Annotated in this window: 18 protein-coding genes and 2 pseudogenes; 10 read left to right on the top strand and 10 right to left on the bottom strand. The window is 61.0% G+C overall.

The features are described from left to right. Nucleotides 1-96: 96 nt before the first annotated feature. On the bottom strand, nt 97-1,029 hold the full coding sequence (locus QCBJ_RS20565) for a cupin (RefSeq protein ID WP_012724278.1): 933 nt from the start codon (nt 1,027-1,029) through the stop codon (nt 97-99). A 229-nt stretch (nt 1,030-1,258) separates the two neighbouring features. Between QCBJ_RS20565 and QCBJ_RS20560 the strand changes: the two genes are divergently transcribed. The 3 genes from QCBJ_RS20560 (at nt 1,259) to QCBJ_RS20550 (ending at nt 8,968) form a co-directional block, all read left to right on the top strand. Continuing rightward, on the top strand, nt 1,259-2,461 hold the full coding sequence (locus tag QCBJ_RS20560) for a M48 family metalloprotease (RefSeq protein ID WP_102061500.1): 1,203 nt from the start codon (nt 1,259-1,261) through the stop codon (nt 2,459-2,461). After that, complete coding sequence (locus QCBJ_RS20555) at nt 2,449-7,887, top strand: WGR domain-containing protein (protein WP_102061499.1); 5,439 nt, start codon at nt 2,449-2,451, stop codon at nt 7,885-7,887. The genes QCBJ_RS20560 and QCBJ_RS20555 overlap by 13 nt, the downstream gene beginning before the upstream one ends. A gap of 211 nt (nt 7,888-8,098) precedes the next feature. Then, entirely contained in the window at nt 8,099-8,968 is an 870-nt protein-coding gene (locus tag QCBJ_RS20550; RefSeq protein WP_102061498.1) for an oxaloacetate decarboxylase, read from the top strand. A 320-nt stretch (nt 8,969-9,288) separates the two neighbouring features. Here the strand turns inward: QCBJ_RS20550 and QCBJ_RS30805 are convergent. The 3 genes and pseudogenes from QCBJ_RS30805 to QCBJ_RS20535 all read right to left on the bottom strand — a co-directional run. Next, nucleotides 9,289-9,765: pseudogene (locus QCBJ_RS30805) on the bottom strand (methyl-accepting chemotaxis protein); the annotation flags it as partial. A 111-nt stretch (nt 9,766-9,876) separates the two neighbouring features. Then, nucleotides 9,877-10,644, bottom strand: a pseudogene (locus tag QCBJ_RS30800) (PAS domain-containing protein); the annotation flags it as partial. A 123-nt stretch (nt 10,645-10,767) separates the two neighbouring features. Further along, nucleotides 10,768-11,256, bottom strand: coding sequence for a helix-turn-helix domain-containing protein (locus tag QCBJ_RS20535; RefSeq protein ID WP_102061496.1), 489 nt, complete (start codon nt 11,254-11,256; stop codon nt 10,768-10,770). Nucleotides 11,257-11,363: 107 nt separating this feature from the next. Between QCBJ_RS20535 and fabF the strand changes: the two genes are divergently transcribed. The 3 genes from fabF (at nt 11,364) to QCBJ_RS20520 (ending at nt 15,162) form a co-directional block, all read left to right on the top strand. Next, the gene (fabF, locus tag QCBJ_RS20530) at nt 11,364-12,632 is read left to right on the top strand and encodes a beta-ketoacyl-ACP synthase II (protein ID WP_102061495.1); all 1,269 of its coding nucleotides are present in this window, start codon (nt 11,364-11,366) and stop codon (nt 12,630-12,632) included. A 64-nt stretch (nt 12,633-12,696) separates the two neighbouring features. Next, nucleotides 12,697-13,077 (top strand): RidA family protein, encoded by a 381-nt coding sequence (locus QCBJ_RS20525; protein WP_012724285.1) that lies wholly within the window; start codon nt 12,697-12,699, stop codon nt 13,075-13,077. 105 nt (nt 13,078-13,182) lie between these two features. Then, on the top strand, nt 13,183-15,162 hold the full coding sequence (locus QCBJ_RS20520) for a U32 family peptidase (protein WP_102061494.1): 1,980 nt from the start codon (nt 13,183-13,185) through the stop codon (nt 15,160-15,162). Here QCBJ_RS20520 and QCBJ_RS20515 read toward each other — a convergent pair. Beyond that, entirely contained in the window at nt 15,140-16,042 is a 903-nt protein-coding gene (locus tag QCBJ_RS20515) for a DMT family transporter (RefSeq protein WP_064054627.1), read from the bottom strand. The genes QCBJ_RS20520 and QCBJ_RS20515 overlap by 23 nt on opposite strands. Nucleotides 16,043-16,151: 109 nt before the next feature. On the opposite strand from QCBJ_RS20515, the gene QCBJ_RS20510 reads away from it, so the two are divergent. Together QCBJ_RS20510 and QCBJ_RS20505 are read left to right on the top strand one after the other, a co-directional pair. Then, on the top strand, nt 16,152-16,592 hold the full coding sequence (locus QCBJ_RS20510; RefSeq protein ID WP_012724288.1) for an Lrp/AsnC family transcriptional regulator: 441 nt from the start codon (nt 16,152-16,154) through the stop codon (nt 16,590-16,592). 120 nt (nt 16,593-16,712) lie between these two features. Continuing rightward, nucleotides 16,713-17,288, top strand: a complete 576-nt coding sequence (locus QCBJ_RS20505; protein WP_102061493.1) for a hypothetical protein — start codon at nt 16,713-16,715, stop codon at nt 17,286-17,288. Here QCBJ_RS20505 and xylB read toward each other — a convergent pair. From xylB to QCBJ_RS20480, 5 genes are read right to left on the bottom strand one after another with little or no spacing between them, the layout of a single operon-like run. After that, nucleotides 17,260-18,759, bottom strand: coding sequence for a xylulokinase (gene xylB / locus QCBJ_RS20500; protein WP_102061492.1), 1,500 nt, complete (start codon nt 18,757-18,759; stop codon nt 17,260-17,262). The genes QCBJ_RS20505 and xylB overlap by 29 nt on opposite strands. A 15-nt stretch (nt 18,760-18,774) precedes the next feature. Continuing rightward, the gene (locus QCBJ_RS20495) at nt 18,775-19,767 is read right to left on the bottom strand and encodes a LacI family DNA-binding transcriptional regulator (protein WP_102061491.1); all 993 of its coding nucleotides are present in this window, start codon (nt 19,765-19,767) and stop codon (nt 18,775-18,777) included. Between the two features lie 21 nt (nt 19,768-19,788). Next, a complete protein-coding gene (locus tag QCBJ_RS20490; protein ID WP_064054631.1) occupies nt 19,789-20,721 on the bottom strand; it encodes an ABC transporter substrate-binding protein in 933 nt (310 codons plus the stop codon). Nucleotides 20,722-20,755: 34 nt separating this feature from the next. Continuing rightward, nucleotides 20,756-21,733, bottom strand: coding sequence for a ribose ABC transporter permease (locus QCBJ_RS20485; RefSeq protein WP_012724293.1), 978 nt, complete (start codon nt 21,731-21,733; stop codon nt 20,756-20,758). Continuing rightward, nucleotides 21,726-23,255 (bottom strand): sugar ABC transporter ATP-binding protein, encoded by a 1,530-nt coding sequence (locus tag QCBJ_RS20480; RefSeq protein ID WP_012724294.1) that lies wholly within the window; start codon nt 23,253-23,255, stop codon nt 21,726-21,728. The genes QCBJ_RS20485 and QCBJ_RS20480 overlap by 8 nt, the downstream gene beginning before the upstream one ends. Before the next feature lie 326 nt (nt 23,256-23,581). Between QCBJ_RS20480 and QCBJ_RS20475 the strand changes: the two genes are divergently transcribed. Both QCBJ_RS20475 and QCBJ_RS20470 read left to right on the top strand, forming a co-directional pair. Next, nucleotides 23,582-24,922, top strand: a complete 1,341-nt coding sequence (locus QCBJ_RS20475) for a HAMP domain-containing sensor histidine kinase (RefSeq protein WP_102061490.1) — start codon at nt 23,582-23,584, stop codon at nt 24,920-24,922. Continuing rightward, a complete protein-coding gene (locus QCBJ_RS20470) occupies nt 24,907-25,290 on the top strand; it encodes a response regulator (RefSeq protein ID WP_012724304.1) in 384 nt (127 codons plus the stop codon). The genes QCBJ_RS20475 and QCBJ_RS20470 overlap by 16 nt, the downstream gene beginning before the upstream one ends. The last annotated feature ends 2 nt before the right edge of the window (nt 25,291-25,292 follow it).

Below are 25,292 nucleotides of genomic sequence, written 5' to 3'. Positions count from 1 at the left end.
GCGCCCTGTTTAATCTCGGGAGCCAGTCACTGACCTGGGAAACCCTGAACCTGTCGATAGCAGCGCAGTGTTTCATTCGCGTTGACCCCAAGCCACTCAACTGAACCGAATATCCAACGACCGCAGGTACGTTTGCAGCCCCGCATCTTGAATCGGGATCAGGAATGCCTCCGTGTCTGCCTCATTGAAGTGCGCATGCCAGTAACCGGGCGGGGTCACAAACGCCAGGCCAGGTGACCAGTCAACCCGTACCGGGTTGTGGATCTGCCCATCCACATCCAGCTCAGTACCCACCAACGAGTAACACCCTGCCGGGCAATCGATAATGAAATCCAAGGCAATCGATTGATGCCGATGGGGCTTTTGCACCGAACCCGCTGGCAGAATCCCATACATCGCCCACAGCACATGCGTCACCGTGCGTGTCTGTGGAAAGTTGCGATTGCCCAGCAGGATACTGATGCGACTGCGGTCCTGCGCACGCGGGTCGTCGGCTGCTTCACGCAGTTTCGCGTTCGCCACGTCTGCGGGGTAGAGCGTCGGCGCAAAGCGATCACTGCTGCGCGTCACACCCAGGTAGCGCAATAGCGGCTCATCGTGCACATAGTAAAACCGAGCATCCTGCGTTGCACTGAGACATGCCTCCTGCAGGCCCGGCAGCGCAATAAAGCAGCCTTTAGACCATTGAATGGCATGCTCGCCCTGAACCACGCGGCCCTCCCCTGCGATCACATAGAACACTTGTGACGTCGCGTTGGGCTGCAGGTAGAGGGTATCGCCGGCGTTGAGCCGAATGAAGTTCGCGCACAGCCCAGGGCCAGTCGCCGGGCCTTCGCAGCCCAAGGCTTCGCTGAGGTCCAGTGGCACCACCCTGGAGGGGCCGCTGTCATACAGCGAGGCTGGGAAGCTCTGATAGGGAATCCGTGAGATCAAGTTCGCGCTGATCGGATTGGCCGCTTTGCTGTATTCAAAGTACTCGGCGTCGATTGGGTCGGTACGGATCCTGTGCGGTGTGGATTCGCTGTTCATTCGGGTCACCTCAATCTTCGGCTGGGTTGCGCACGGCTCCAAGGGACGCTGCGCGGGTGCATCAACTATAGACACCCTGCAGAATGGGATTAATCCCTTGCGCCGTGCAGCAGTCATGCGAAACGGATATGCTCCGCGTTTATTGCCGATCACTGATACCGGGATGCCAGCCCAGTCTCTGCTGCCCACGCGGTGCATGGAGCCGTATCCTCTCAAGGACGTTTGAACGATGAGTACCCCCGCGCTGGATATCAGCAGCCTGACGCCATTGCCTTACCACCAGCGCGTGGTCGACTACCTGAAAGCCCATGAACCTGTCGTGTGGGATTGGGCCTCGTCCTTGGGCGTTCAGCAGGAACATGCCCAGGATGTACGTGCGCAATTGCTGCGTGACACCTATCGCTTAAGTCCCGAGACCCATCCGCAGGCCTATCAGGCCTGTGAAACGGCATTACAGTGTTTGCAGATCAAGGCACCCGCCACCCTTTACCAGGCTGGCGACGGCGCGATGAATGCGAGCCTGTATTACCTGGCCGGTGAAGTGCATGTGGTGTTCTACGGCCCGATTCTTGAGCGGCTGGACGCCCAGGAGTTGCTGGCGCTGCTGGGACATGAGCTGGCTCATTACCGGTTATGGTCGGAGCACGGTGGCGACTTTCTCACCGCAGAGCGAATTCTCAATCACGCCATGGCCGATGTGAATACGCCGTCCAGCCTGGAACAGACGGCACGTCTATATAGCTTGCACACCGAAATCTATGCCGACCGCGGAGCGGCACTCGTGGCTAATGGGCCAGAAGCGTCGATTACCTCGCTGGTCAAGATTCACACCGGGATTGTCAGCGTGGATGCCGCCAGCTACTTGAAGCAGGCCCGAGAGCTGGATGGCAAGGACGCGCAGCTGTCCCAGGGCATTTCCCATCCGGAGACGTTTTTGCGCTCCCAGGCGGTGGACAGCTGGTGGCGGCAACTCCCGGATACGGATAGCTGGCTGGATCGGCGGTTGCGCGGGCCGTTGTCGCTCAATCGTCTGGACGTGATCGACCAGGTCGAGTTGACCGCCCTCACCCGCAGCTTTATTGCCCATTTCACCAGCTCCCCCGTGTTGCAATCAGAGGTTGTGCTCAATCAGGTGCGCGGTTTCTTTCCCGATTGGAAGGACAACGAAACGCCACTCGACCTAACGACGTTGAATGCCGAGCGTATCGACACCAGCATCCATGAATACCTGCACTTCGTCATGCTCGACCTGAGTCTGGTGGACCGCGACTTGCGGGATGAAGCCCTGCTGCACGCCGCGCGCACCGCCAAGAAACTCGGCAGCGCCGATGACTTTATCAGCGTGCTCAAGCGCGATATCAAACTACCCAAACGTGAGCTCGACCCGATCGTTCGCGCGCTCAAAGCGGAGGTCGACACATGGACCCAGTAAGCCAACCCGTCACGTTCACTCAATTGCTGCAGAGCCACGATGGCGCCGCCGTACCCATCGACGATGTGTTGTTCCTGGCGCTGCCACTGCTGCGTCAGGTGGCACAACTGCATGAACTGGGACGTGTCGCCCAGCTCAGCTACCTCGATGTGCTGCAAGGGCCGGAACGCACGTTGCAACTGCGTAATCCTGAAGGTGTCCCGCCGCGGCTGGCGCTGGAAGCGATCAAGCAGGTGCAGCCCAATCCGGAATCGGCGCTGAATGTCGTCGGCAAAGTCCGCCTGACCCGGGACTCGGAAAGCGGCGTGGCCATTACCGACCTGCAAGTCCAGGAGGACCTGCATCAAGCCATCGACCACCCGGTATTCCTTCCGGACCTGCACAGTTGGGAGCATCGCCTCGGGCACCACGATGAGATCACCGACATATTCCAGCTCGGTCAATTGCTGGCGTGCCTGGCATGCGGATTGGATTTCGCCGATATCAATGACCTCAAGACGTTTGCCCGGCACCGCCGCAACCTGTTCCAGCTTAATGGCCGGCTCAACCCGGTGTTGGCCAATCTGATCGTTGAGATGACTGAGCTGAACCGCCATGAGCGCGCCACGGATGTGGGCTCGCTGGCGCGGCGCCTGGAGTCTTGGCGCGAACAGCCAGCCAGCCTGGATGTCGAGCGTGTGTTGGCCCAGGCCGAAGGCCCGGCGTCGCGGCGCACGGTGGTGCTGGAACATCTGCGCAACCGGTTGTTTGACCTTTCGCGCCGCAATCGCCTGCTGTACTTCCGGCCAACCCAGGCCAACGTCAACTTGACCGTGGCCAGCGTTCCGTTGGTGATGCGCATTGAAAGTATCCGGCCCGAAGCGCTGTGCACCTGGCAACCCACCTTCGGCGGGTTTTCCGAACAAGTGCTGAGCGGCAAGCCTGTTGGACTGCAGCAATGGCTGCGGTTTGAAGACCAGACCTGGTTGCAGGCGTCGCTGGAGCGCATCATCCAAGAAACTCGACGTGATCGTGCCGAGTTCGGCTTCAGCAACTTGCGCCTGGTGGTGGCCTTCATGCGCTGGCACAACCTCAAGGACACGCCGGAAGAACGTATTGTTACCCCGCTGCTCTGGCTTCCAGTGGAGTTGAGTCGCAAAAAAGGTGTGCGTGACCAGTTCGTGTTGCAATGCGACGAAACCGAGGCGCAATTCAACCCGGTACTGCGTCATCAGTTGCGTCAGCTCTACGATATCCAGTTGCCGGAAACCGTCGACCTGCAAAAGACGTCTCTGGAAGACATCCATGCTGATATTGCGCGCCAGATCAAACTGACCGAGCCCGGCGTCGAGTTACGCCTGCAAAGCAAACCGCAAATCGAGCTGATCCACCAGAAGGCCGTGCAGCATCTGCACCACTTCCAGCGCCGTCGTGCTCGCCAGCGTTCAGCGATGCCTTTGGTCAAGCCGGATTTCAGCTACGACCGCGAAGATTTCCGTCCGCTGGGCCTGCAACTGTTCCAGCAGAAGGTACTGCCCAGTGAGTTGCCGCTGCGCCTGGCCGTAGGCGCCAAACCCGTGCTGCGCAATCAACACCCTCAGATGGTCGCCAGCAGCGCCGAAAACAGTACCTTCGCCCTGCCCGAGAACCAGGGGCATCGCTACGCCTGGGACATCGACCTGACGCAGGTGACCCTGGCCAACTTCAACTATCGCAAGATGTCGCTGGTGCGGGACTATGCGCAGCTGATCGACGAACCAGCGCAGAACGAAGCGTTTGACCGGATGTTTTCCATCGAACCTCGGGACGTCGAGGTCCAGTCCCCTGACCCCATCCCGTTGACCGAACAGTGGAACGTGGTCGCCGGTGACGCTACGCAGAATGCCGCCGTCAGCCTGGCCCGTACCGGGCGTAACTTCATCATTCAGGGGCCGCCGGGCACCGGCAAGTCCCAGACCATCACCAACCTGATCGCCGACTACGCAGGTCGCGGCCTGCGGGTGCTGTTCGTCTGTGAAAAACGTGCGGCGCTGGACGTGGTGTTCCATCGCCTGCAACAAAGTGAACTGGGCGACTTGTGCTGCCTGATCCACGACTCTCAGACCGACAAGAAGGCCTTCGTGGGCAACCTGCGCGAGTGCTATGAGCGTTGGATCGCCGGCGATGCGCAGTCGCCGCAGTTGCAAGCCCGGCGCGACACCCTGCTGGCTGGCCTGAGCCAACAACTGGGCTTGATAGAGTGTTTTGAACAGGCAATGGCTGGGGTGCCGGAGTCCTTGGCATGCTCGGTACGCGAGTTGGTACGTCATCTGATTGAACTGCCGCCCGTTGCTGCAAAGCTGCCACCCGAAGCCTTGGAGCGCTTGCCCGAATGGCGTCATTGGCAGGCCCAAAGCGAGCTGACCGGCCGTGTGTATCAAACGATCAAAGAACGTTTCGGCCTCGACAGTTTTGCACGGCATCCTTTCAGCCACTTGGCCTCAAGCCTGATTACCCAAGAACATGCATATGGTCAACTCAAGGCGTTCCTGGATGAAGCCAGTGGGCTGATGGACAGTGTCGAGCCGTTCCTGGAGTCATCGTCGGGCCTGCTGTCTGGGGACACCCGCCTGGCGGATGCGTGCTTACTGACCCAGGCCGCGGAACAACTGACCAGCGCCAACCTGGCAACGCACCTCGACCTGCTGGAGCCAGGCTCGCCGGGCTCCCAAGCGTTGCACGCCGAACAGCTGGCGTTGCAGGCATTGACCGTACAGCAACACAACGCCCGTGAATCGACCCACTACTGGCGTGAAAAACTCGCGCCCCAGGATACCCAGGCTGCCCTCGACCTAGCACAGCGGTTAGAAGGCTCGCTGCTGCGTTGGCTGCAACCCGCCTGGTGGCGGCTGCGCAGTGAAGTGCAACGACGCTACGACTTCAGTCAACACGCGATTCGTCCCAGTTTTCGCAGTGTGCTCGACGGCCTGGCCGGCGAGCACCGCGCCACTGCTGAGCTGCACGTCGAGCAGCAACGCCTGCAAGGTCGCTATGGCATCCCGGATATCGACCTGTTCGTGAGCAACCTGCAAGCCCTGCTCCAGCAACTGAGCACATCACCGCTGTTGCGTCAGTGGGTCGAAGGCCTCCGGGGTAATCCGGATTCCCTGCCTGGTGTGCGCCAGGAAGCCAACCTGCGCCAGCCGGTGGCCCGCTTGGCCGAACTGGTCGCGCAACATTGTGTGTTCGACCCGGCGCCGAGCTTGAGCGAGTTGGCGGAATACCTGCGCGATCTGCGCGAAGAACTCGACGAACTGCCCGACACCCTGCCCCTGCTCAATGAGTTGCACCAGGCCGATACTGTCTGCTTGGCGGTCGTGCAACAGTACGCCTTGGCGCACCGCGCACTGGACGGTTTGATTGCCCAGGAAAACCTGACTCGCCTGTACCGCGCCAACCCGCAGCTGGCGCGCTTCGATGGCCCGGCGTTAAGTTTGGCTGCACGTCAGGTCAGCCAGGCTGAAAGCAGCCTGCTCAAAAGTAATGCTCACGTGCTCAGCGCTACGTTGCACCAGCGTTTTCTGGAGCATGTGAAGCAATCGGCGATGTCGGTGACTCAACTGGACGCCCAAGCCCGTGAGTTCAAGAAAGCCTACGCCAAGGGCCGTCGTGAACTGGAGCATGAGTTGGGCAAGACCATGCGCTATCGCTCTATTCGTGAAATGGCGAGTGGCGACAGTGGCCGGGTGATCAACGACCTCAAGCCCATCTGGTTGATGAGCCCGCTGTCGGTGTCAGACACCCTGCCATTGACGCCGGACCTGTTTAACGTGGTGATTTTCGACGAAGCCAGCCAGATCCCCAGCGAAGAAGCCGTGCCGGCCCTGAGCCGTGCGCAGCAGGTGATTGTGGTGGGTGACGAGATGCAGTTGCCACCGACCAACTTCTTCTCCAGCGCCGGCGACCAGGACGATAACGAACTGATTGCCATGGAGGATGGAGAACAGATCGCAATCAACCTTGATGCCGACAGCCTGCTGAGCCAAGCCGCACGTAACTTGCCGGCGACCCTCCTGGCTTGGCACTACCGCAGTCGCCACGAAGCCTTGATCAGTTTCTCCAATGCAGCGTTCTACGAAGGGCGGCTGATCACCATTCCTGACCGTCGTATCGAGCGCCCTGCCCCGGCTCACGCGGCCCTTGACTCCAAGGATGCCCAGGCGGTGGTCCAGGGCGCCGACACGCTGCTGGAAAGCCCGATCAGCTTCTTGAAGATGAGCGACGGTGTCTACCTCAGCCGCAGCAATCTGGCCGAAGCACGCTATATCGCCAATCTGGTGCGTGAGCTGCTGCAACGCGAGACCGGCCTGAGCCTGGGCATCGTGGCGTTTTCCGAGGCCCAGCAAGGTGCCATTGAGCAGGCCCTGGAAGACTTGGCCAGCAGCGACTCGGCCTTTGCCACACGTCTTGAGCGCGAGTACGTGCGTGAAGATGCCGGGCAATTCAATGGCCTGTTCGTCAAGAACCTGGAGAACGTCCAGGGGGACGAGCGTGATGTGATTATTCTGAGCATCTGCTACGCGCCAGGACCAAACGGCAAGATGCTGATGAATTTCGGCCCGATCAACCAGCGAGGTGGGGAAAAACGCCTTAACGTGATCTTCAGTCGCGCCCGCAAGCGCATGGCGATCGTCTCCAGCATCGAATCCGAGGCCATCACCAACACTCACAACGACGGTGCCGCTGCACTGCGCGCGTTCCTGCAGTTTGCGCAGGCCAGTGCCAGTGGGGATGCGCCGCGCTCCCAAGGTATCCTCGCCAACCTCAATCCAGGCGCCAAGCAGTCATTTGCCGTCAGCCTGCCCAAGGACCACCTGCGCAGTGCCCTCGCCGCCGCGTTGCGCAAACGCGGGCATTCGGTCCAGGAATATGTCGGGCGTTCACAGTTCCGCTGTGACTTGGCGATCAGTGACGCCAGCGGCGAACACTTCAGCCTCGGCGTGCTGCTGGACGGCGACACCGCGGCTGCCGCTGACGTGCGTGAGCGTTACATCTTCCGCCCGACGGTACTGCGCAGTTTCGGTTGGAAGATCATCGACGTGCCCAGCCATGACTGGCTGCGCGATCCGGAAGACGTGCTCAATCGCATCGAAACGCTCCTACGGGGTGAGGAAGCCCCTGCGCTGCCAGAACCGAAACAGGCAGAGGAAACCGTCGAGATCGAGGTCGAAGCGCCAATCACCCCTGAAGCGCTTCCCTTGATGCGCGCGTTCACCTTTGGAGACGGCAACGCCAACAAGTTCTGGCGTATTGGCGTGGCGGAGGCCGAGGTGACGGTGAATTTTGGCCGTATCGGCACCAAGGGGCAGACCCTGATCAAGTCCCTAGACAGCCCTGAACGTGCTTTGCGTGAAGCAGAAAAGCTGATCGCGGAGAAACTTCGCAAAGGGTATCAAGAGCAGGCATGAATGAGAGAAAGGCGCCCAACCCGGGCGCCGATCAACTGGCGGGCCCTGCCCGCCAATCCTGTCCGCCCTCCAACCGTAAACCCACACGCCATACCTCAGCCCCCGCCTAATGCTGAAACGTCATCATCTCCTATTCGCCCGCATGTTAATCTCGCACCACCACGAATAGACATTGATCGTCACAAGACGATGACCAGAACCAGGAAAGCCCATGCCAAAGATTTCTCACTCAGCCCTGCGCCGCACATTCCGTGAATTGCTTGCCACCCCAACCTGCGTTGAAACCGCTTCCGTCTTTGACCCGATGTCGGCGCGTATCGCCGCTGACCTGGGTTTCGAAGTCGGCATCCTCGGTGGCTCCGTTGCCTCGTTGCAGGTATTGGCCGCACCCGATTTCGCGCTGATCACGCTGAGTGAGTTCGTCGAACAAGCCACCCGTATAGGTCGCGTTGCCCAACTGCCGTTCATTGCCGATGCCGACCACGGCTACGGCAATGCCCTTAACGTGATGCGCACCGTTGAGGAGCTTGAGCGTGCCGGTGTGGCCGCCTTGACCATTGAGGACACGCTGCTGCCTGCGCAGTTCGGGCGTAAATCCACTGACCTGATCTCCATTGAAGAAGGCATCGGCAAGGTCCGCGCCGCGCTGGAAGCGCGTGTTGATCCAGAACTGTCGATCATTGCCCGCACCAATGCTGGCGTGTTGCCGACTGCAGCGGTTATCGAGCGCACCCTGGCTTATCAGAAAGCCGGTGCCGATGGGATTTGTATGGTGGGTGTGGCTGATTTTGAGCACCTCGAGCAGATCGCGGAGAACCTGACGGTGCCGCTGATGCTGGTGACGTATGGCAACCCTAAACTGAATGACGCCAAACGTCTGGCCAGCCTCGGTGTGCGTGTAGTGGTTGCTGGTCACGGCGCCTACTTTGCCGCGATCAAGGCGACCTACGACAGCCTGCGTGCTCAGCGCCAGTTGACCCATAGCACCGATAACCTGAGCGCTACCGAGCTGACCCACACGTACACCTTGCCGGAAAACTACGTGGCTTGGGCTGAAGAGTTCATGGACGTCAAAGAGTAAGATTCAAACCGGAACGAGGGGTGCAATGCCCCTCCTTTTCCGATAACGCCTTCATCGAAAACGTCATCCAGCCCACCCGGTAACCTCGGGAACATGACGTTGAAGCCATCACTGCCCTCCTCGGCGATTTGAATGAGCTGCGGCTGACCGTCGACTATCCGTGTGGCGAGGGAGCTTGCTCCCGTTGGACTGCGCAGCAGTCCCTTTAGAACGGGGCCGCTTCGCGCCCCAGCGGGAGCAAGCTCCCTCGCCACAGAAGGCCACCTCATAGCAAGCCCCCGCTCCACAGCTGCGTCCTTATAGCAAGCTCCCTCGCTACATCAGCCCACCCAGCCGACTGCGGTTTTGGGAATCACGTCTGACTCATCCAGCTTCGATGCAAACATGCTGACCGCCTCCACCGCATCACGGGTGCTGGTGCGAATCTGCAGGATCACCGAGCCCGCCTGGTCGGCCAGGTTGACGCCGCGTTGTGCGCCTTCCTGGGTCGAGCTCATGCTGCTCACCGCATCGCGGGTTTCCGAGAGAATCATCCCGATCATCTCGGCAATTTCTGCCGTTGAGCGGCTGGTCCGCCCGGCCAGTTGCCGCACTTCATCGGCCACCACCGCAAAGCCGCGCCCCTGGTCACCTGCTCGCGCGGCCTCGATGGCTGCGTTGAGTGCCAACAGGTTGGTCTGGTCGGCGATGCCGCGAATGGTGTTGACGATGGCGGTGATCTGCTCGGATCGGTCGCCCAATTGTCCCACCAGCCGTGCAGACGCGCCGATGTTGTCGGCGATGCGGCGCATTTCAGTGGCGGTCTCCTGGATCACCTGGGTGCCATGTTCGGCAAACCGCTCGGTCTCGGACGAGATATGGTAGGCCCGGGAAGCACCACGAGAGTCTTCCTCGAACTTTTCCACGCGTTCGGTGATGTCGCTGGCAAACTTGACGATCTTGACCAGCTTGCCGTCGCCGTCGTAGACCGGGTTATAGCTCGCCTCCAGCCACACCACCCGGCCATGCTTGCCCAGGCGCTTGAATTGCCCGGTGAAGAACTCGCCGTTGTTCAAGCGGCGCCAGAAGTCTGTGTATTCGTTGCTGTTGATCAGCGCCGGTTCGCAAAACAAGCGATGGTGCTTGCCTTTTATTTCTGCCAATCCATAACCCATGACGTTCAAGAAGTTTGCATTGGCGTCCAGCACCTGGCCGCTCAAATCAAATTCGATCACTGCCATTGCTCGGTCCAGCGCGGCCAGTTTGCTGCGGGTCGCCGCCTCTTGCTCGACTTTGGCGGTGACGTCCAAGGCGTACTTGACCACTTTCAGTACCTGGCCACGCTCATCCAGCACCGGGTTGTAACTGGCCTCCAGCCAGACGGTCTTGCCGTTGGCGTCCACCCGTTTGAAGGTGCCTGACACAAACCTGCCAGCCTTCAGGTCAGTCCAGAACTGGCTGTAGGCCGGGCTGCTGGTCAGCTCTGGCAGGCAGAAGTCACGGTGGGACTTGCCGGCCAATTGATCGGCGCGATAACCGAGGGTCTTGAGGAAGTTGTCGTTGGCCCGCAGCACCTTGCCGTTGAGGTCGAATTCGACCACGGCCATGGAGCGTTCCAGTGCAGCTATCAGTCCTTTGTATTCAGTGGCTTCGGCCGTCCTGGCCGCCAGTTCTGTCTTGAGTGTTGTGTTGAACATGACGTGCCCTCAGCCGTGCGGAAAAACTGGTTTCTTCATGGGCTATCGGCTGAGAAATACACGACTTTATGCGGCAAAAATGTTTATTTTCTGGCGCCAAATTATTGCTGGAAACCGCGTGATTCAAGGCTTTGCGGCGAGCGACGCCAAACGCTCGCGCATGCCGTCGCTGGCGGCCGGGCCGGCCTGCAAAACGCAGTTCTCCAACGACACGATATGCCCCTGTTCGCTCGCCAATATCGGCTGCAGCGGACGCCCGGTACCCCGCTCCACCAACTCGACACTGGTGCCTTCCTCGGCATAGTGCCGATTACCCCAGGCCACCAGCGACATCAGCACCATACGAAAGTCCTCACCCTTGGCCGTCGGTACATACTCGTCGCGCGGCGGCCGCTCGCTGTAAGGCCGACGCTCCAGCATGCCGGCCTCCACCAGCGCATTAAGGCGGCGCGTCAACATATTGGGCGCGATGCCCAGGCTGCGTGAGAACTCATCGAAACGGCGTAAGCCCTGCAGCGCGTCGCGCATGATCAAGATGCTCCACCACTCCCCTACCCGCTCAAGGCTACGGGCGATGGGGCATTCGTCGCGAGTCAGGGATTTGCGTTGCATGGAAGTTCCTATCGTTCAGTGCAAAGGTGTGTGATGCCATGTTACTTTCATGACGATAGTGACGTCCATAGGGTCTGTACCCTCAACGCAACCGGAGTCGATTGATCATGAGTAAACGCATCGTTGTGACAGGCATGGGCGCGCTGACGCCATTGGGCGCTGACGTGGAGACAACCTGGCGACGCCTGTTGGCCGGGCAGTCGGGCATTCGTCGCTTGCCGCAAGCGTTGATCGGAGACTTGGCCGTGAGCATCGGTGGCCAGGTCCAGAGCGTGCTGCAAGACCCCGAAGCCGGGTTTGACCCCGATCGGCTGCTGGCGGCCAAGGAACAGCGCAAAATGGACCGCTTTATCCTGTTCGCCCTGGCGGCGGCGGATGAAGCCTTGAAGCAAGCAGGCTGGACGCCTGAGACGCCCGAACAGCAGGCGCGCACGGCCACCATCATTGCCTCAGGCGTGGGCGGTTTCCCAGCGATCGCCGATGCGGTGCGTACCACCGACAGCAAAGGCCCACGGCGTTTGTCACCGTTTACCATCCCCTCCTTCCTGAGCAACATGGCCGCCGGGCATGTGTCGATCAACTACGGGTTGAAAGGCCCGTTGGGTGCACCGGTCACCGCCTGTGCTGCCGGTGTACAGGCCATCGGCGACGCCGCGCGCATGATTCGCGCCGGTGAAGTCGATGTGGCGGTGTGTGGCGGTGCCGAAGCGGCGATCCATCGGGTCAGCCTCGCCGGTTTTGCGGCGGCGCGGGCATTGTCCAGCGACTTCAATGACACGCCCGAACGCGCCTCCCGCCCTTTCGACCAGGCACGCGACGGTTTCGTCATGGGTGAAGGCGCCGGTATTCTCGTCATCGAAGCGCTGGAGCACGCCCTGGCGCGGGGCGCGCAACCGATTGCAGAGTTGGTCGGATACGGCACCAGCGCCGATGCCTATCACATGACCGCGGGCCCGGAGGACGGCGACGGTGCGCAACGCGCGATGGTGCAGGCCTTGCGTCAGGCCGGTATCAATGCGGATCAGGTGCAGTACTTGAACGCCCACGCCACCTCGACCCCGGTGGGTGACAAAGGTGAGTTGGCCGCAATCAGAACGGTCTTCGGTACGGGCGGCAGCCTGGCGATCAGTTCGACCAAATCCGCCACCGGCCACCTGCTCGGAGCGGCGGGCGGGATCGAAGCCATCTTCACCGTACTCGCCCTGCGCGACCAAGTGGCTCCGGTGACGCTCAACCTGGAAAACCCCGACGCCCTTGCTGACGGTCTGGACCTGCTGCGTGGTCAAGCCCGGCCAATGCCGATTGAGTACGCGCTGTCCAATGGCTTCGGCTTTGGCGGCGTGAATGCGAGCGTACTGTTCCGCCGCTGGGCGTAGTTTGCCCCCTCCGTCATTTTCGGGGACCATGGCGCCTTTCTGAACCTGCCAACGAGAGGCGCCCATGGCCAACCACGACCTGCACTACACCCCGGACCCGGATGCCGATTCGATTTCTTCCGACGTGATCGGCTTCAACGGCATCCTGGTGTCCACCCAGATCCCGACCCGCGCCGACGGCAGCCTGGAACTGGGCGACATCACCCAGCAGAGCGAATGCACCCTTCAAGCCCTGAAAGTCGCTCTGGAAAAGGCCGGCAGCGGCATGGACCGGGTGATGCACCTGACCATTTATCTGACGGACATGGCCGACCGCGCCGCTTTCAACGAGGTCTACAAACGCTTCTTCGCCAAGCCCTGGCCGGTGCGTGCGGCAGTTGGCGTGGCCGCGTTGGCGGTAGAGGGTATGCGCGTGGAAGTCACCGCGATGGCTGCCAAAGCCTGAGTCAGGCTCCACCAGCGGTCACAATCGGACAATGCGCGGATGCTTGTAGGGGTTTTCATCGCTACAATGCCCGCCTCGACCGTGACAAGCCTGACTAAAAAAACTATGTCCTTGCCCAAGCACCACCTGGAATTGCTCAGCCCTGCCCGCGATGTCGCCATCGCACGCGAGGCCATTTTGCACGGCGCCGACGCCATCTACATTGGCGGGCCTAGCTTCGGCGCCCGCCATAACGCCTGTAACGACGTGAGCGACATCGCTTCCCTGGTGGAATTCGCCCGCCGTTACCACGCCCGCGTCTTCACCACCATCAACACCATCCTGCACGACAACGAACTGGAACCCGCGCGCAAGCTGATCCATCAGCTCTACGACGCCGGTGTCGACGCGTTGATCGTGCAAGACCTGGGCGTGATGGAGCTGGATATTCCGCCCATCGAGCTGCACGCCAGCACCCAGACCGACATTCGCACCCTCGCCCGCGCCAAGTTTCTCGACCAGGCCGGTTTCTCGCAGTTGGTATTGGCCCGTGAGCTGAACCTGCAAGAGATCCGCGCCATTGCCGACGAAACCGAGGCCGCCGTTGAGTTCTTCATCCACGGCGCCCTGTGCGTGGCATTCTCCGGCCAGTGCAACATCTCGCACGCGCAGAACGGCCGCAGCGCCAACCGTGGCGATTGCTCCCAGGCCTGCCGCCTGCCGTACACCTTGAAAGATGACCAGGGCCGCGTCGTGGCCTTTGAAAAGCACCTGCTGTCGATGAAAGACAACAACCAGAGCGCCAACCTGCGCGCCCTGGTCGAAGCCGGCGTGCGTTCGTTCAAGATCGAAGGCCGCTACAAGGACATGGGCTATGTGAAGAACATCACCGCCTATTACCGTCAGCGCCTCGACGAGATTCTCGAAGACCGCCCGGACCTGGCCCGTGCTTCCAGCGGCCGCACGGCGCACTTCTTCCTGCCCGACCCGGAAAAAACCTTCCACCGTGGCAGCACCGACTATTTCGTCAGTGACCGCAAGATCGACATCGGCGCCTTCGACACCCCGACCTTCACCGGCCTGCCGGTGGGCGTGGTGGAAAAAGCCGGCAAGCGCGACCTGCAAGTGGTCACCCATGAGCCGCTGTCCAATGGCGACGGCCTGAATGTGCTGGTCAAACGCGAAGTGGTGGGTTTCCGCGCCAACATCGCCGAGCCTAAAGGTGAGTTCGAGGAAGACGGCGATAAGCGCTACCGCTACCGCGTCGAGCCGAATGAAATGCCGGCCGGCCTGCATCAACTGCGCCCGAACCACTCGCTGAACCGCAACCTCGATCACAACTGGCAACAGGCGCTGTTGAAGACCTCGTCCGAGCGCCGTATCGGCCTGTCTTGGGTTGCTCGTTTGCGTGAAGAGCAGCTTGAAGTCATCGCCACCAGTGAAGAAGGCATCAGCGCCAGCGTCACCCTGCCCGGTCCGTTTGGTGTGGCCAACAAGCCGGAACAGGCGCTGGACACCCTGCGTGACCTGCTCGGCCAACTGGGCACTACCGAGTACCACGCGACGAACATTCAGCTGGATGCGCCGCAGGCGTTCTTCATCCCCAATTCGCAGCTCAAGGCCTTGCGCCGCGAAGTGATCGAGGCGCTGACCACCGCTCGCATCGCCGCTCATCCACGCGGTGGCCGCAAGGCCGAAACCTCGCCGCCGCCGGTCTACCCGGATGCGCACCTGTCGTTCCTGGCCAACGTCTACAACCAGAAAGCCCGCGATTTCTACCACCGGCACGGTGTGAAGCTGATCGACGCCGCCTTCGAGGCCCACGAAGAAACCGGCGAAGTCCCGGTGATGATCACCAAGCACTGCCTGCGCTTCTCGTTCAACCTGTGCCCTAAACAGGCCAAGGGTGTGACGGGCGTGAAGACCAAGGTCGCGCCGATGCAGTTGATCCACGGCGACGAAGTGCTGACCCTGAAGTTCGACTGCAAACTCTGCGAGATGCACGTGGTAGGCAAGATCAAGGGGCACATCCTCGGGCTACCGCAGCCGGGCAGCGTGGTGGAGCATTTCAATCCGGAAAATATCATCTTTCAGGGCACGCACTAACCCTGCGGGAGCGGGGCCACCACCAGCCCCGCTGCAACCCTGCAGCCGCCAATAGAATGGCCGCCACCCCCAGCCATTGCAGCCAGCCCAGGCGATGCCCGAAGGCGATCCAATCAACGAAGATCGCCGCAATCGGGTAGATAAATGACAGTGCGCCGGTAATGGCCGTGGGCAGCTTCTGGATCGCCCCGTACAGCAATACATACATCAAACCGGTGTGCACCACGCCGAGCGTCACCACTGCCGTCCAGGCGTTGGTCGAGTCCGGCAGGCTATGCCAGGGCACCCTCGGCGCCAGTAACAGCGCGCCGGTGGTCACCTGGATCAACGCCATCAAATGCGGCGGCACTTCTTTTAGACGCTTGATGATCAGCGCCGCTATGGCGTACAGGAAGGCCGCGCCCAATGCCAATGCGATGCCTGCCAGGTAATCGTCGCCGGTCTGTTGATCGCCATGCGCGGTGACAATCGCCAGCATCCCCAGGAACGCCACGCTCAGCCACGCCAATTTCTGCACGGTGATCTTTTCACCCAGGAACAGCGCTGCCAGCATCACCAACAAGAACGGCTGCACGTTGTACACCGCCGTGCTGATGGCAATCGACGCGCGGGAATAGGATTCGAACAACAGCAGCCAGTTGCCGACAATCGCCACGCCGCTGAGCATCGCCAGGCCCAACGTGGCCCAACTCAGCAGGTCCAGGCGCAAGTAGCCCAGCAGTGCGCACACCAGCAACAGTGTCAGGCCGCCGATGACACAGCGCCAGAACACCACCTCGATCACCGACACGCCGGAGACCAAGACAAACCAGCCAATGGTGCCCGAGATCAGCATGGCGGCGACCATTTCCCACGACCCGCGACGGATAGATGTATCCATGATTGAGGCTCCTCAAGTGAGGCTCAAGTATGGCAATCTGCGGGTCAGTGGCTCCAGCGACTAAAAAAGGCAAAACCGCCAGATCACCTTTTCTTATTAGGCAAATACCATGATCGACACCATCGACCAGCAACTGATCGCCGCCTTGATGGACGACTCGCGCCTGTCCCTCAAGGCCCTGGCGGGCATCACCGGGCTGTCGTCACCCAGCGTTGGCGAACGCCTGCGCCGCCTGGAAGAGCGCGGCGTGCTCACCCACTACACCGTAGACATCGACCCCAAGCACTTTGGCTACCTGCTGCAAGCCATCGTGCGCATCCGCCCGTTGCCGGGCAAATTGCAGGAGGTGGAGCGCCAGATCCAGGCCATCCCCGAATTCACCGAGTGCGACAAGGTCACGGGCGAAGACTGCTTCATCGCACGGTTGCACGTGCGCACCATGGACCATCTCGACAGTTTGCTCGACCGGATCAACGCGTATGCCGAAACCAACACGGCGATCGTCAAGAAAACCCCGGTGAAACGGCGCTTGCCGCCGCTGTGTGACTAGTCGCTGAAGTGCGCAGCATCGCGACATATGGGCCTGATGTGATCCGTTGCGGGTTCAGTCAGATAGATCCAGTTGTGGCTATTTGCTATCTTTTCGAGACAGGTATTCTAGGGACGTAGTATGAGTTTAAAAGAAGATTGGGACGAAATGCTCAGTCATATGAAGACAGGCAATTCACTTTTTAAGGTTTACTCAGTCATTCCGATTATTGCGATGGTCAACTCACTGGCATCGTTGTCGGATGGCATCGTCAAGTGGAGGGGGATATTCAGAGACACGCTGAGCGTCTACCAATTGTGGATCAGGGATCCGGTGACGGAGCTGTTCTCACTGGCAGATATTCATCTCACAAAAAGCTCCATGGACTTTTTACTGTCGATGCTGATTATATTGGCTTGTTGGTTCAGATCGATGATTGCCGGAACGGACTGGACAAACAAGGCAGAAACAGCAGGGACGAGGGCCGCGATATCATTCACCGCCTGTGTACTCCTGATTGCCCCGTTCTACCTAAACAACAGCCAACAAACGCTATCAACCACAGAAATGCTATTCATGGCGGCATTCTGGGCATTCGCGCCGCTTATAGGTAGCAACCGAAAGTTCTTCAAGCATTACTTCATCCTCTTGGGCACCAGTGCGACCTGTATCGTCGTTTTGGCCATGATTAATATTGGCTTGACGAAGCCCCTGTAGCCTCCATGCTCGCGGGGCTCAATCCCTGAGCTGCCGGAAGTAAGCCTTCGAACATGCTATAACGGGCGTGCAGATTCACTTCTAGCGCGCTGTCCGGCTTATAGCGCGCCTTGACAGACATCCCTGCCGCTAATAATGGCTCACCCTGCCCAATCGCCATAAACCCCAACTTGGCCGCACCAATGCAGGCACTCAACTCACTGCCGTGCAAGGTGAAGACCTCCCGCTGCAGGATATTGGCCAGCAACTGCGCCCAATATTCACTCCGCGCGCCGCCGCCAACCAGGGCGCAGGCGCCGAGGTTGGCCCCGGCGGACTCCACCGCGTGCAACGCATCCAGCAAACCAAACCCCACCCCCTCCATCACCGCATAACCCAGCAGGGCTGGCGTGCAGTCATGGCCAAGGCTCATAAAGCCACCGCGCAATAACGGGTCGTTATGCGGCGTGCGTTCACCGGCGAGGTAAGGCAGGAACAACGGCGTGTCCAGGGGCACCGGTTGCCCCATCGGCAATTGCGCCTGTACCTGATCCAACAGTGTTTGCTCATCCGGCATGCCCGTCAGGCGCGTCACCCAGCGCAAGCAACTGGCGCCGGCGAGCATCGCGCCCATGGTGTACCAGCGGTCCGGCAGTGCATGGCAGAAGCTGTGTACCGCGCTGGCCGGGTTGCCGGCGGCGTGGTCGGTGATGGCGACGATGGCCGCGCTGGTGCCCAGGGTTATAAACCCGTCCCCTGCATTGATTGCACCGATACCCACCGCCGCCACCGGGTTATCGCCACCGCCGCCGGCGATAACGACCGAAGCAGGCAAGCCCAGTCCGTCCACGTTTAACCCAGCGCTGGCGGCACCGCCTTCCACCAACCTGGGCATCTGCTCAAGCGTGAGGCCTGTTGCTCGCAGCATCGGGACGAACCACTCACGCCGTGCCACATCCAGCCACAACGTACCCGCAGCGTCGGACATTTCGCTGATACGCTCGCCACTCAAGCGCAAACGCAGATAATCCTTAGGTGACAACACGCAGTCGATGGCCTTGAACACCGCTGGCTCATGCTGTTGCAGCCACAGCAGTTTCGGCGCGGTCAGCCCGGCCATCGGCAAGCTGCCGGTCACGTCCGCGAACGCCGCGCCCAGCTGCTCGGCCTCGGCGATGGCGCGGGAGTCATCCCACAGGATCGCCGGGTACAACACGCGGTTGTCAGCCCCCAGCAATACCGCGCCGTGCATCTGCCCGGACAGGCCGATACAGGCCACGTGGGCAAACGCCGCATGCCCGCGCAACTCGGTCAGCGCCTGTAAACACGCCTGCCACCAGTCTTCCGGCGCCTGCTCGGACCAGCCGCTGTGGCGCCGCGACACACTCAGGCGCACGCCGGCGTGGGCCAGCACCTGCCCGTCGAGGTCCATCAGGATGGCCTTGAGTTCCGAGGTGCCGAGGTCGATGCCGAGGGAAACAGGACGGCTCATATGCAGGTCTTCCAATCAATCGCAGCCACATGAATTACGCCATTGCAAGGTCGGCGCCAGGCGCACGCTGTGGGGCGGTGCGGTGGGACACGCCATGCGTTGCAACAGCAGGTTTACCGCCTGGGCGCCGAGTGCCTGGACCGGCTGAGCGATCAAGGTCAGGCGCGGCACGAAAAAATCCGCCCAGTCGAAATCATCAAAGCCCACCAGGGCCATCTGTGACGGCACGTCGATCTGCGCGTCACGCAGGGCCTGCATGGCGCCGAGCGTCATCAGGTTGTTACCGGCCATGATCGCCGTGGGCGGCGCGGCCAGGCCGAGCAGCTGCACCGTGGCTTGGCGGGCGGGCTCAGTATTGGAGCCGCCGTTGACCAGCAGTTGCGGATCAAACACCAGTCCCGCCGCCTGCAGCGCAGCCCGATACCCGGCAACGCGCTCGTCGGTGGTGCTGAACCCCTCGCGCCCGGCGATAAAGCCGATCCGACGGTGACCATGGGCAATCAGGTGCTCAACCAGGGCCTGGGTCGGCTGGGCATTCTCCACCCCGACCTGGTCGAAGTGCTCGCTCATCATGCGGTCCACCAGCACCGCGGGAATCTCGTTGGCTCGCAGGTACGCCAGGGCCTTGGAGCCGTTTGACGGCGCCAGCACAATCCCGTCGACCCGCCGATGATGCAGCGCCGTGACCACCCGCAATTCCTGCTCCGGGTCGTCGTGGGTGTCGACAAACAGCATCATGAAGCCGTGCTTGGCGCACTCGGTTTCAATCGCGTGCACGGTTTCGCTGAAGTAATGGTTGGACAGCGCAGAAATCGCCACGCCGATGGTGTTGGTACTGGAGCGGGCCAGCGAGCGCGCCAGGGTGTTGGGGATGTACCCCAACGCCTGGATCGCGTGCTGCACCGCCTGCACCGTGGCCGGGCTGACTTTGCGGGTGCCGTTCAACACGTGTGACACGGTCGACGTCGACACCCCTGCCCGGCTTGCCACGTCATCCATGGTCACCACGGTGCAGTTCCTCTCACTGGATCAATGTTTGCTCGACCAACCACTGTAGGTAGCGACGTTGTCGCGGGTAATCAGTTTTGGCGTGAGCAGGGTAATCGCTTCGGCAGGGGCTTTGTCGTTGAGAATGTCATTGCCCACGTTCACTGCCGTTTGCGCCATGGCCCAGGGGTCCTGGCTGGCCGATGCCTGGATCTGCGTGTCGGTCTTCAGCGCGTTCTCGATATCCGGCGCACCGTCCACCGAGGTGATGATGATGCCGCTGCGCTTGAGCTGCTTGGCCGCCAGGTCGCTGCCGATGGCTTGCGGGTCGTTGATCGCGAACAGTCCGTCGATTTTCGGGAAGCGCGTGAGATACCCCTGCATCACGTTCAGGCCGCCTTCGCGGGAACCCTTGCCGTCCTGGTCATCGGACAGCACCTTGATCTCCGGCGCGGCCGCCAGTGCGGACTTGCAGCCTTTGACCCGGTCAGTCACGGCGGTGACTTGCGGGCCGTTCTGGATAATCACATTGCCCTTGCCGGCCAGCTTGTCCACCAGGTACTGGCAGGCCAGCTTGCCGGCTTCGACGTTGTCGGTCTGCACGGTGGCGTTCACGCCCTTGGCGTCCACGTCCACGGCGACCACGACGATGCCGGCGTCGCGGGCTTTCTTGATCGCCGAGGCCATGGCGGACGGGTCGACGGCGTTGATCAGGATCAGGTCGACCTTTGAGGAGATGAAGTTATCGATCTGCGAAAACTGTTTGCTCAGGTCATAGTCGGCGGACACCGAGGTGACTTTGACGTTGGGGTTCAACTCTTTGGCCTTGGCGGTCGCGCCGTCGGCCAGGGTCACGAAATACGGGTTGCCCAGTGAGCCCATGCTGATGCCGAGCGCTTTCAACTCTCGGGCCTCGACGACGTGGGACATCAGGGCAGCCAAGGCAATGACGGGAAACATGCGTTTAAGGTTCATGCGGGTCTCTCTTGTGATTGTTGTATGAGTGAAATCAGGTCCGCGCACCGGACTGGCGATAACGATCCAGCGCCACGGCGCCAATGATCACGATGCCCTTGATGATGTACTGCCAGATGTCCGAGACGCCCAGCAGCACCAAACCGTTGGTGAGTACCGCGATGATCAGCGCACCGATCAGCGTGCCGCCGATGGTACCGACGCCGCCGGTAAAGCTGGTGCCGCCGAGGATCACCGCGGCGATCGCATCCAGCTCATAGGATTGCCCCAGTTGCAGGCCGTTGGCGGCGAACAGGCGCGACGCGCTCATCACCGCGCCCAGCCCGGCCAAGGCGCCGGACATGGCGTAGACAAACAGCAGCACCTTCCACACCTTGATCCCCGACAACCGCGCCGCTTCAGGGTTGCCGCCCACCGAATAGATCTGCACGCCCATCACCGTGCGGCGCAGGATGAACCACGACAGCGCCACCACCGCCACGGCGATCACCACCAGCCAGGGCACACCGAGGATCGAATCATTGCCGATAAAGGCAAACGGCAGGTCCGGGTTGAAGACGGTCTTGTCGTCCGCCAGCAGGCGCGCCAGGCCGCGCATGGCGGTCAACGCACCGAGGGTGACGATAAACGGCGGCAGGCGCATGAAGGCGATCAACCCGCCGTTGACCAAGCCGAGTAGCAGCCCGAAGCCGATACCGGCGGCGATCCCGAACATGCCGAACTGCGGCGACATTGATGCTTGCAACGCCACCACCGCCGACGCCGCCAGGATCGCGCCCACCGACAGATCGATCCCCGCCGTGAGGATCACAAAGGTCATGCCCGCCGCCAGCACCACGTTCACCGAGGCCTGCTGGGTAATGATCGACAGGTTCTGCACCGTCAGGAAGTTCTCACTGGCCAAGGCAAAGCCCACCAGTAACAGGATCAGCACCGGCAACATGCCCACCGTGCGCATCAGTTCGCGTGCGCGCTCAGCTTTACCGATTGTTGCAACATTCAATTCAGCCATTGGCTACCACCTGATCGCCACCGGTGGCGAGGTCAATAATACGTTCCTGGGAAATAACCTGGCCTGACGCGCCGCCGACTTCAGCCACCAACTGGCCTTCGCGCATGATCAGCACGCGGTCGCAGGTGCCGATGATTTCCGGCAGTTCGCTGGAGATCACCACGATGCCAACGCCGGCCTGGGCCAGTTGATTGATGATGCGGTAGATTTCGGACTTGGAGCCGATGTCCACGCCGCGCGTGGGCTCGTCGAGGATCAGCACATGCGGCTTGACCTCCAGCAGTCGCGCCAGCAGCACTTTTTGTTGATTGCCGCCGGACAAGGCGCCGACATTGACCTTGCCCGACGCCACGCGGATCGACAGCGACTTGATCGCGTCCGTGGCGCGCTGCGCGGCATGCCCGCGATCCAGTACGCCGGCATGGGCATCCGGCACGCAGGCGCAGACGTTGATGTTGTCGGCCACGCTCATGTCCAGGAACAGGCCCTGGGCCTTGCGGTCTTCGGTGAGGTAAACGACGCCTGCGCGAATGGCATCCGCCGGGGTGCGCAGTTGCGTGACGGTCTTGCCGACCACTTCCAGCGTGCCGGAGGTGCGCGGGTCGGCGGCGAAGATCAGGCGCGCCAGCTCGGTGCGCCCTGCCCCGACCAGGCCGGCAATGCCCAGCACTTCCCCGGCATGCAGGTCAAAACTGCAGTTGCGCACGCGCTTGCCGTCTGCCATGTCGCGCACACGCATCACCACGTTGCCGGGGTTGTAAGCCGCGTGTTCCTTCTTGTAGAAGCCGGACAGGTCACGACCCACCATCATTTTAACCAGCACTTCGGCCGACAGCGCCTCGCGGGTCAGTTCGCCGATGTATTGGCCGTCGCGCAGCACGGACACACGGTCCGACAACTCATAGATCTCGGCCATGCGGTGGCTGATATAGATGATCGCCAACCCCTGGCTGCGCAGCTGTTTGATCAGCGCGAACAGGCGGTCGGTCTCACGGGAAGACAACGGCGTGGTCGGTTCGTCCATGACCAGGATCTTGGCGTGAGCGTGCAAGGCGCGGGCGATTTCCACCAGTTGGCGTTCGGCGATCGACAGGCTGCTGACCCGCGTTGCCGGGGTGAACTCCGCGCCCAGGCGTTGCAGCACTTCGATGCAACCGGCCTCCATGCCCTTGCGGTCGATGGTCCAACCGCGCCGCAGTTCGCGGCCCAGGTAGATGTTCTCGGCCACGCTCAGGTTGGGGCACAGACTCAGTTCCTGGTAGATCACGGCGATGCCGAGGGCTTTGGCGGTGGCAGGGTCGAAGGTGGGAATGGTTTGACCGCCAATGCGGATTTCACCGCCAGGGTCGGCTTGGTAGGCGCCGGAGAGGATTTTCATCAGGGTGGACTTGCCGGCGCCGTTCTCCCCCATCAAGGCGTGGATTTCGCCGGGGTAGACCTTCAGGCCGACATTCTTGAGCACGCGCAAACCGTTGAAGGTTTTGCTGATGCCCTGCATCTCAAGCAAGGGTTCAAGGCTCATGGATGAGCTCCTGGATTTATTATTTTTGTTGTCGATTGAGGCCGACTCTAATGTAGATACATTTGCTTACGCAAGCGCTTGCATTGACCATTTATCGAAAGGTGAAACGTTTCATCACGTCAAATTCACGATAAAGATGTCTTTTGTCGTCATATCTATCCGTTTGAGTGTATGTGCAACTGGTCAGCCATCAAAACGCCACAGTCTCTGCTATTGTTCTTGAACCTCATCTCCTCCTCATCGCCCCCAAGCGGTCTTCTGTGAGTATGCTCTGCGCCCTTGTCGTCTGACGGTGGCGGGCCTGAACGTCACGGAATAGCCTAGCGATGGACACACCGTTACCCGAACAACCGCAATCGCGAGCGGAAAAGATCGTCGAATTCAAGCGCCAGAAAACCTTGCTCAAGACCGGCGCCCTGCAGGACGCGATCTTCAACAGCGCGTACTTTTCCAGCATCGCCACCGACGAGAAAGGCGTCATCCAGATCTTCAACGTCGGCGCCGAACGCATGCTCGGCTATGCCGCCGCCGATGTGGTCAACCGCATCACCCCTGCCGACATCTCCGACCCCGTCGAACTGATCACCCGCGCCGCCGCCCTCAGCCTGGAGCTGGACACACCGATCACGCCGGGTTTCGAAGCGTTGGTGTTCAAGGCCTCGCGTGGCATCGAAGACATCTATGAGCTGACCTATATCCGCAAGGACGGCAGTCGCCTGTCGGCCATGGTCTCGGTGACCGCCCTGCGCAACCGCTACGACACCATCATCGGCTACCTGTTGATCGGCACCGACAACACCGCGCGCAAGCAGGAAGAAGCCGAGCGCAAAGGCTTCGAGCGGGCGCTGGAAGAGAAGAACCTGGAGCTGGAACACGCCAGCCACATGAAGTCCGAGTTCCTCGCCACGATGTCCCATGAACTGCGCACGCCGTTGAATGCGGTGATCGGTTTTTCCGAAGCGCTCAAGGATGGCCTGGTCGGCGAAATGAGCGACACCCAACGCGAATACATCGGCGACATTTTCACCAGCGGCCAGCACCTGCTGTCGCTGATCAATGACATCCTCGACCTGTCCAAAGTCGAGGCCGGGATGATGGAGCTGGAGCTGGAAGCCGTGGAGCTGGCGGGGTTATTGGCCAACAGCCTGCTGATCGTGCGGGAAAAAGCCGCGCTGCAACGCATCCAGTTGAAACTCGAAAGCCCCGAAGACCTCGGCTGCCTGGCGCTGGACCTGCGCAAGACCAAACAGATCGTCTACAACCTGCTGGCCAACGCCGTAAAGTTCAGCGAGCACGGCAGCTCAGTGACGCTGACGGTGCGCCAGGTGCCCCGCGAGCAAGTCGGGCAGATTCCAGGCGAATGGCCGGTGTACAACTTTGCCTTGCCCGATAGCCCCCACCAACAGTTCCTCGAGTTGAGCGTCAGCGACACGGGCATCGGGATTGCCGAGGACGACATGGGCAAGCTGTTCAAGGCATTCAGCCAGATCGACAGTAGCTTGGCGCGCAAATTCGAAGGCACCGGCCTGGGGCTGGCGATGGTCAAGCAATTGACGGACCTGCATGGCGGCAGCGTCGCCGTGGCCAGCCGCGCAGGCTGTGGCGCGCGGTTTGTGGCCTGGCTGCCGCTGCACCGCGCTGCGGAGGCTGCATGGCCAACATCCTGATCGTTGAAGACAATGAGGCCAATATGCGCCTGGCGCGCTTATTGCTCGTGAATGCAGGTCACACCGTGCTGTGGGCGCCCGATGCCGAAACCGGCCTGACCCTGGCCCGCGAACAGCAACCGGCGCTGATCCTGATGGACATCCAGTTGCCGGGCATGGACGGCCTGGCCGCCACCGCGCTGCTCAAGCGTGACCCGCTTACCGCACACATCCCGGTGATTGCCCTGACGGCCATGGCGATGAAAGAAGACCGTGAAAAAACCCGGCTGGCCGGGTGTGACGCCTACATCATCAAGCCGCTGCGTTACAAAGAGCTGTACCAGGTGATCGACACCTTGCTGCAACAGCACACCAAACCCCTCATATGAGT

The sequence above is a fragment of the Pseudomonas sp. QC2 genome (assembly GCF_002859085.1).
In the GTDB taxonomy this organism is placed as follows: Bacteria; Pseudomonadota; Gammaproteobacteria; order Pseudomonadales; family Pseudomonadaceae; genus Aquipseudomonas; species Aquipseudomonas petroselini.
Note: the sequence above shows the minus strand (reverse complement) of the source record. Positions and strands in the feature narration are given on the sequence as shown.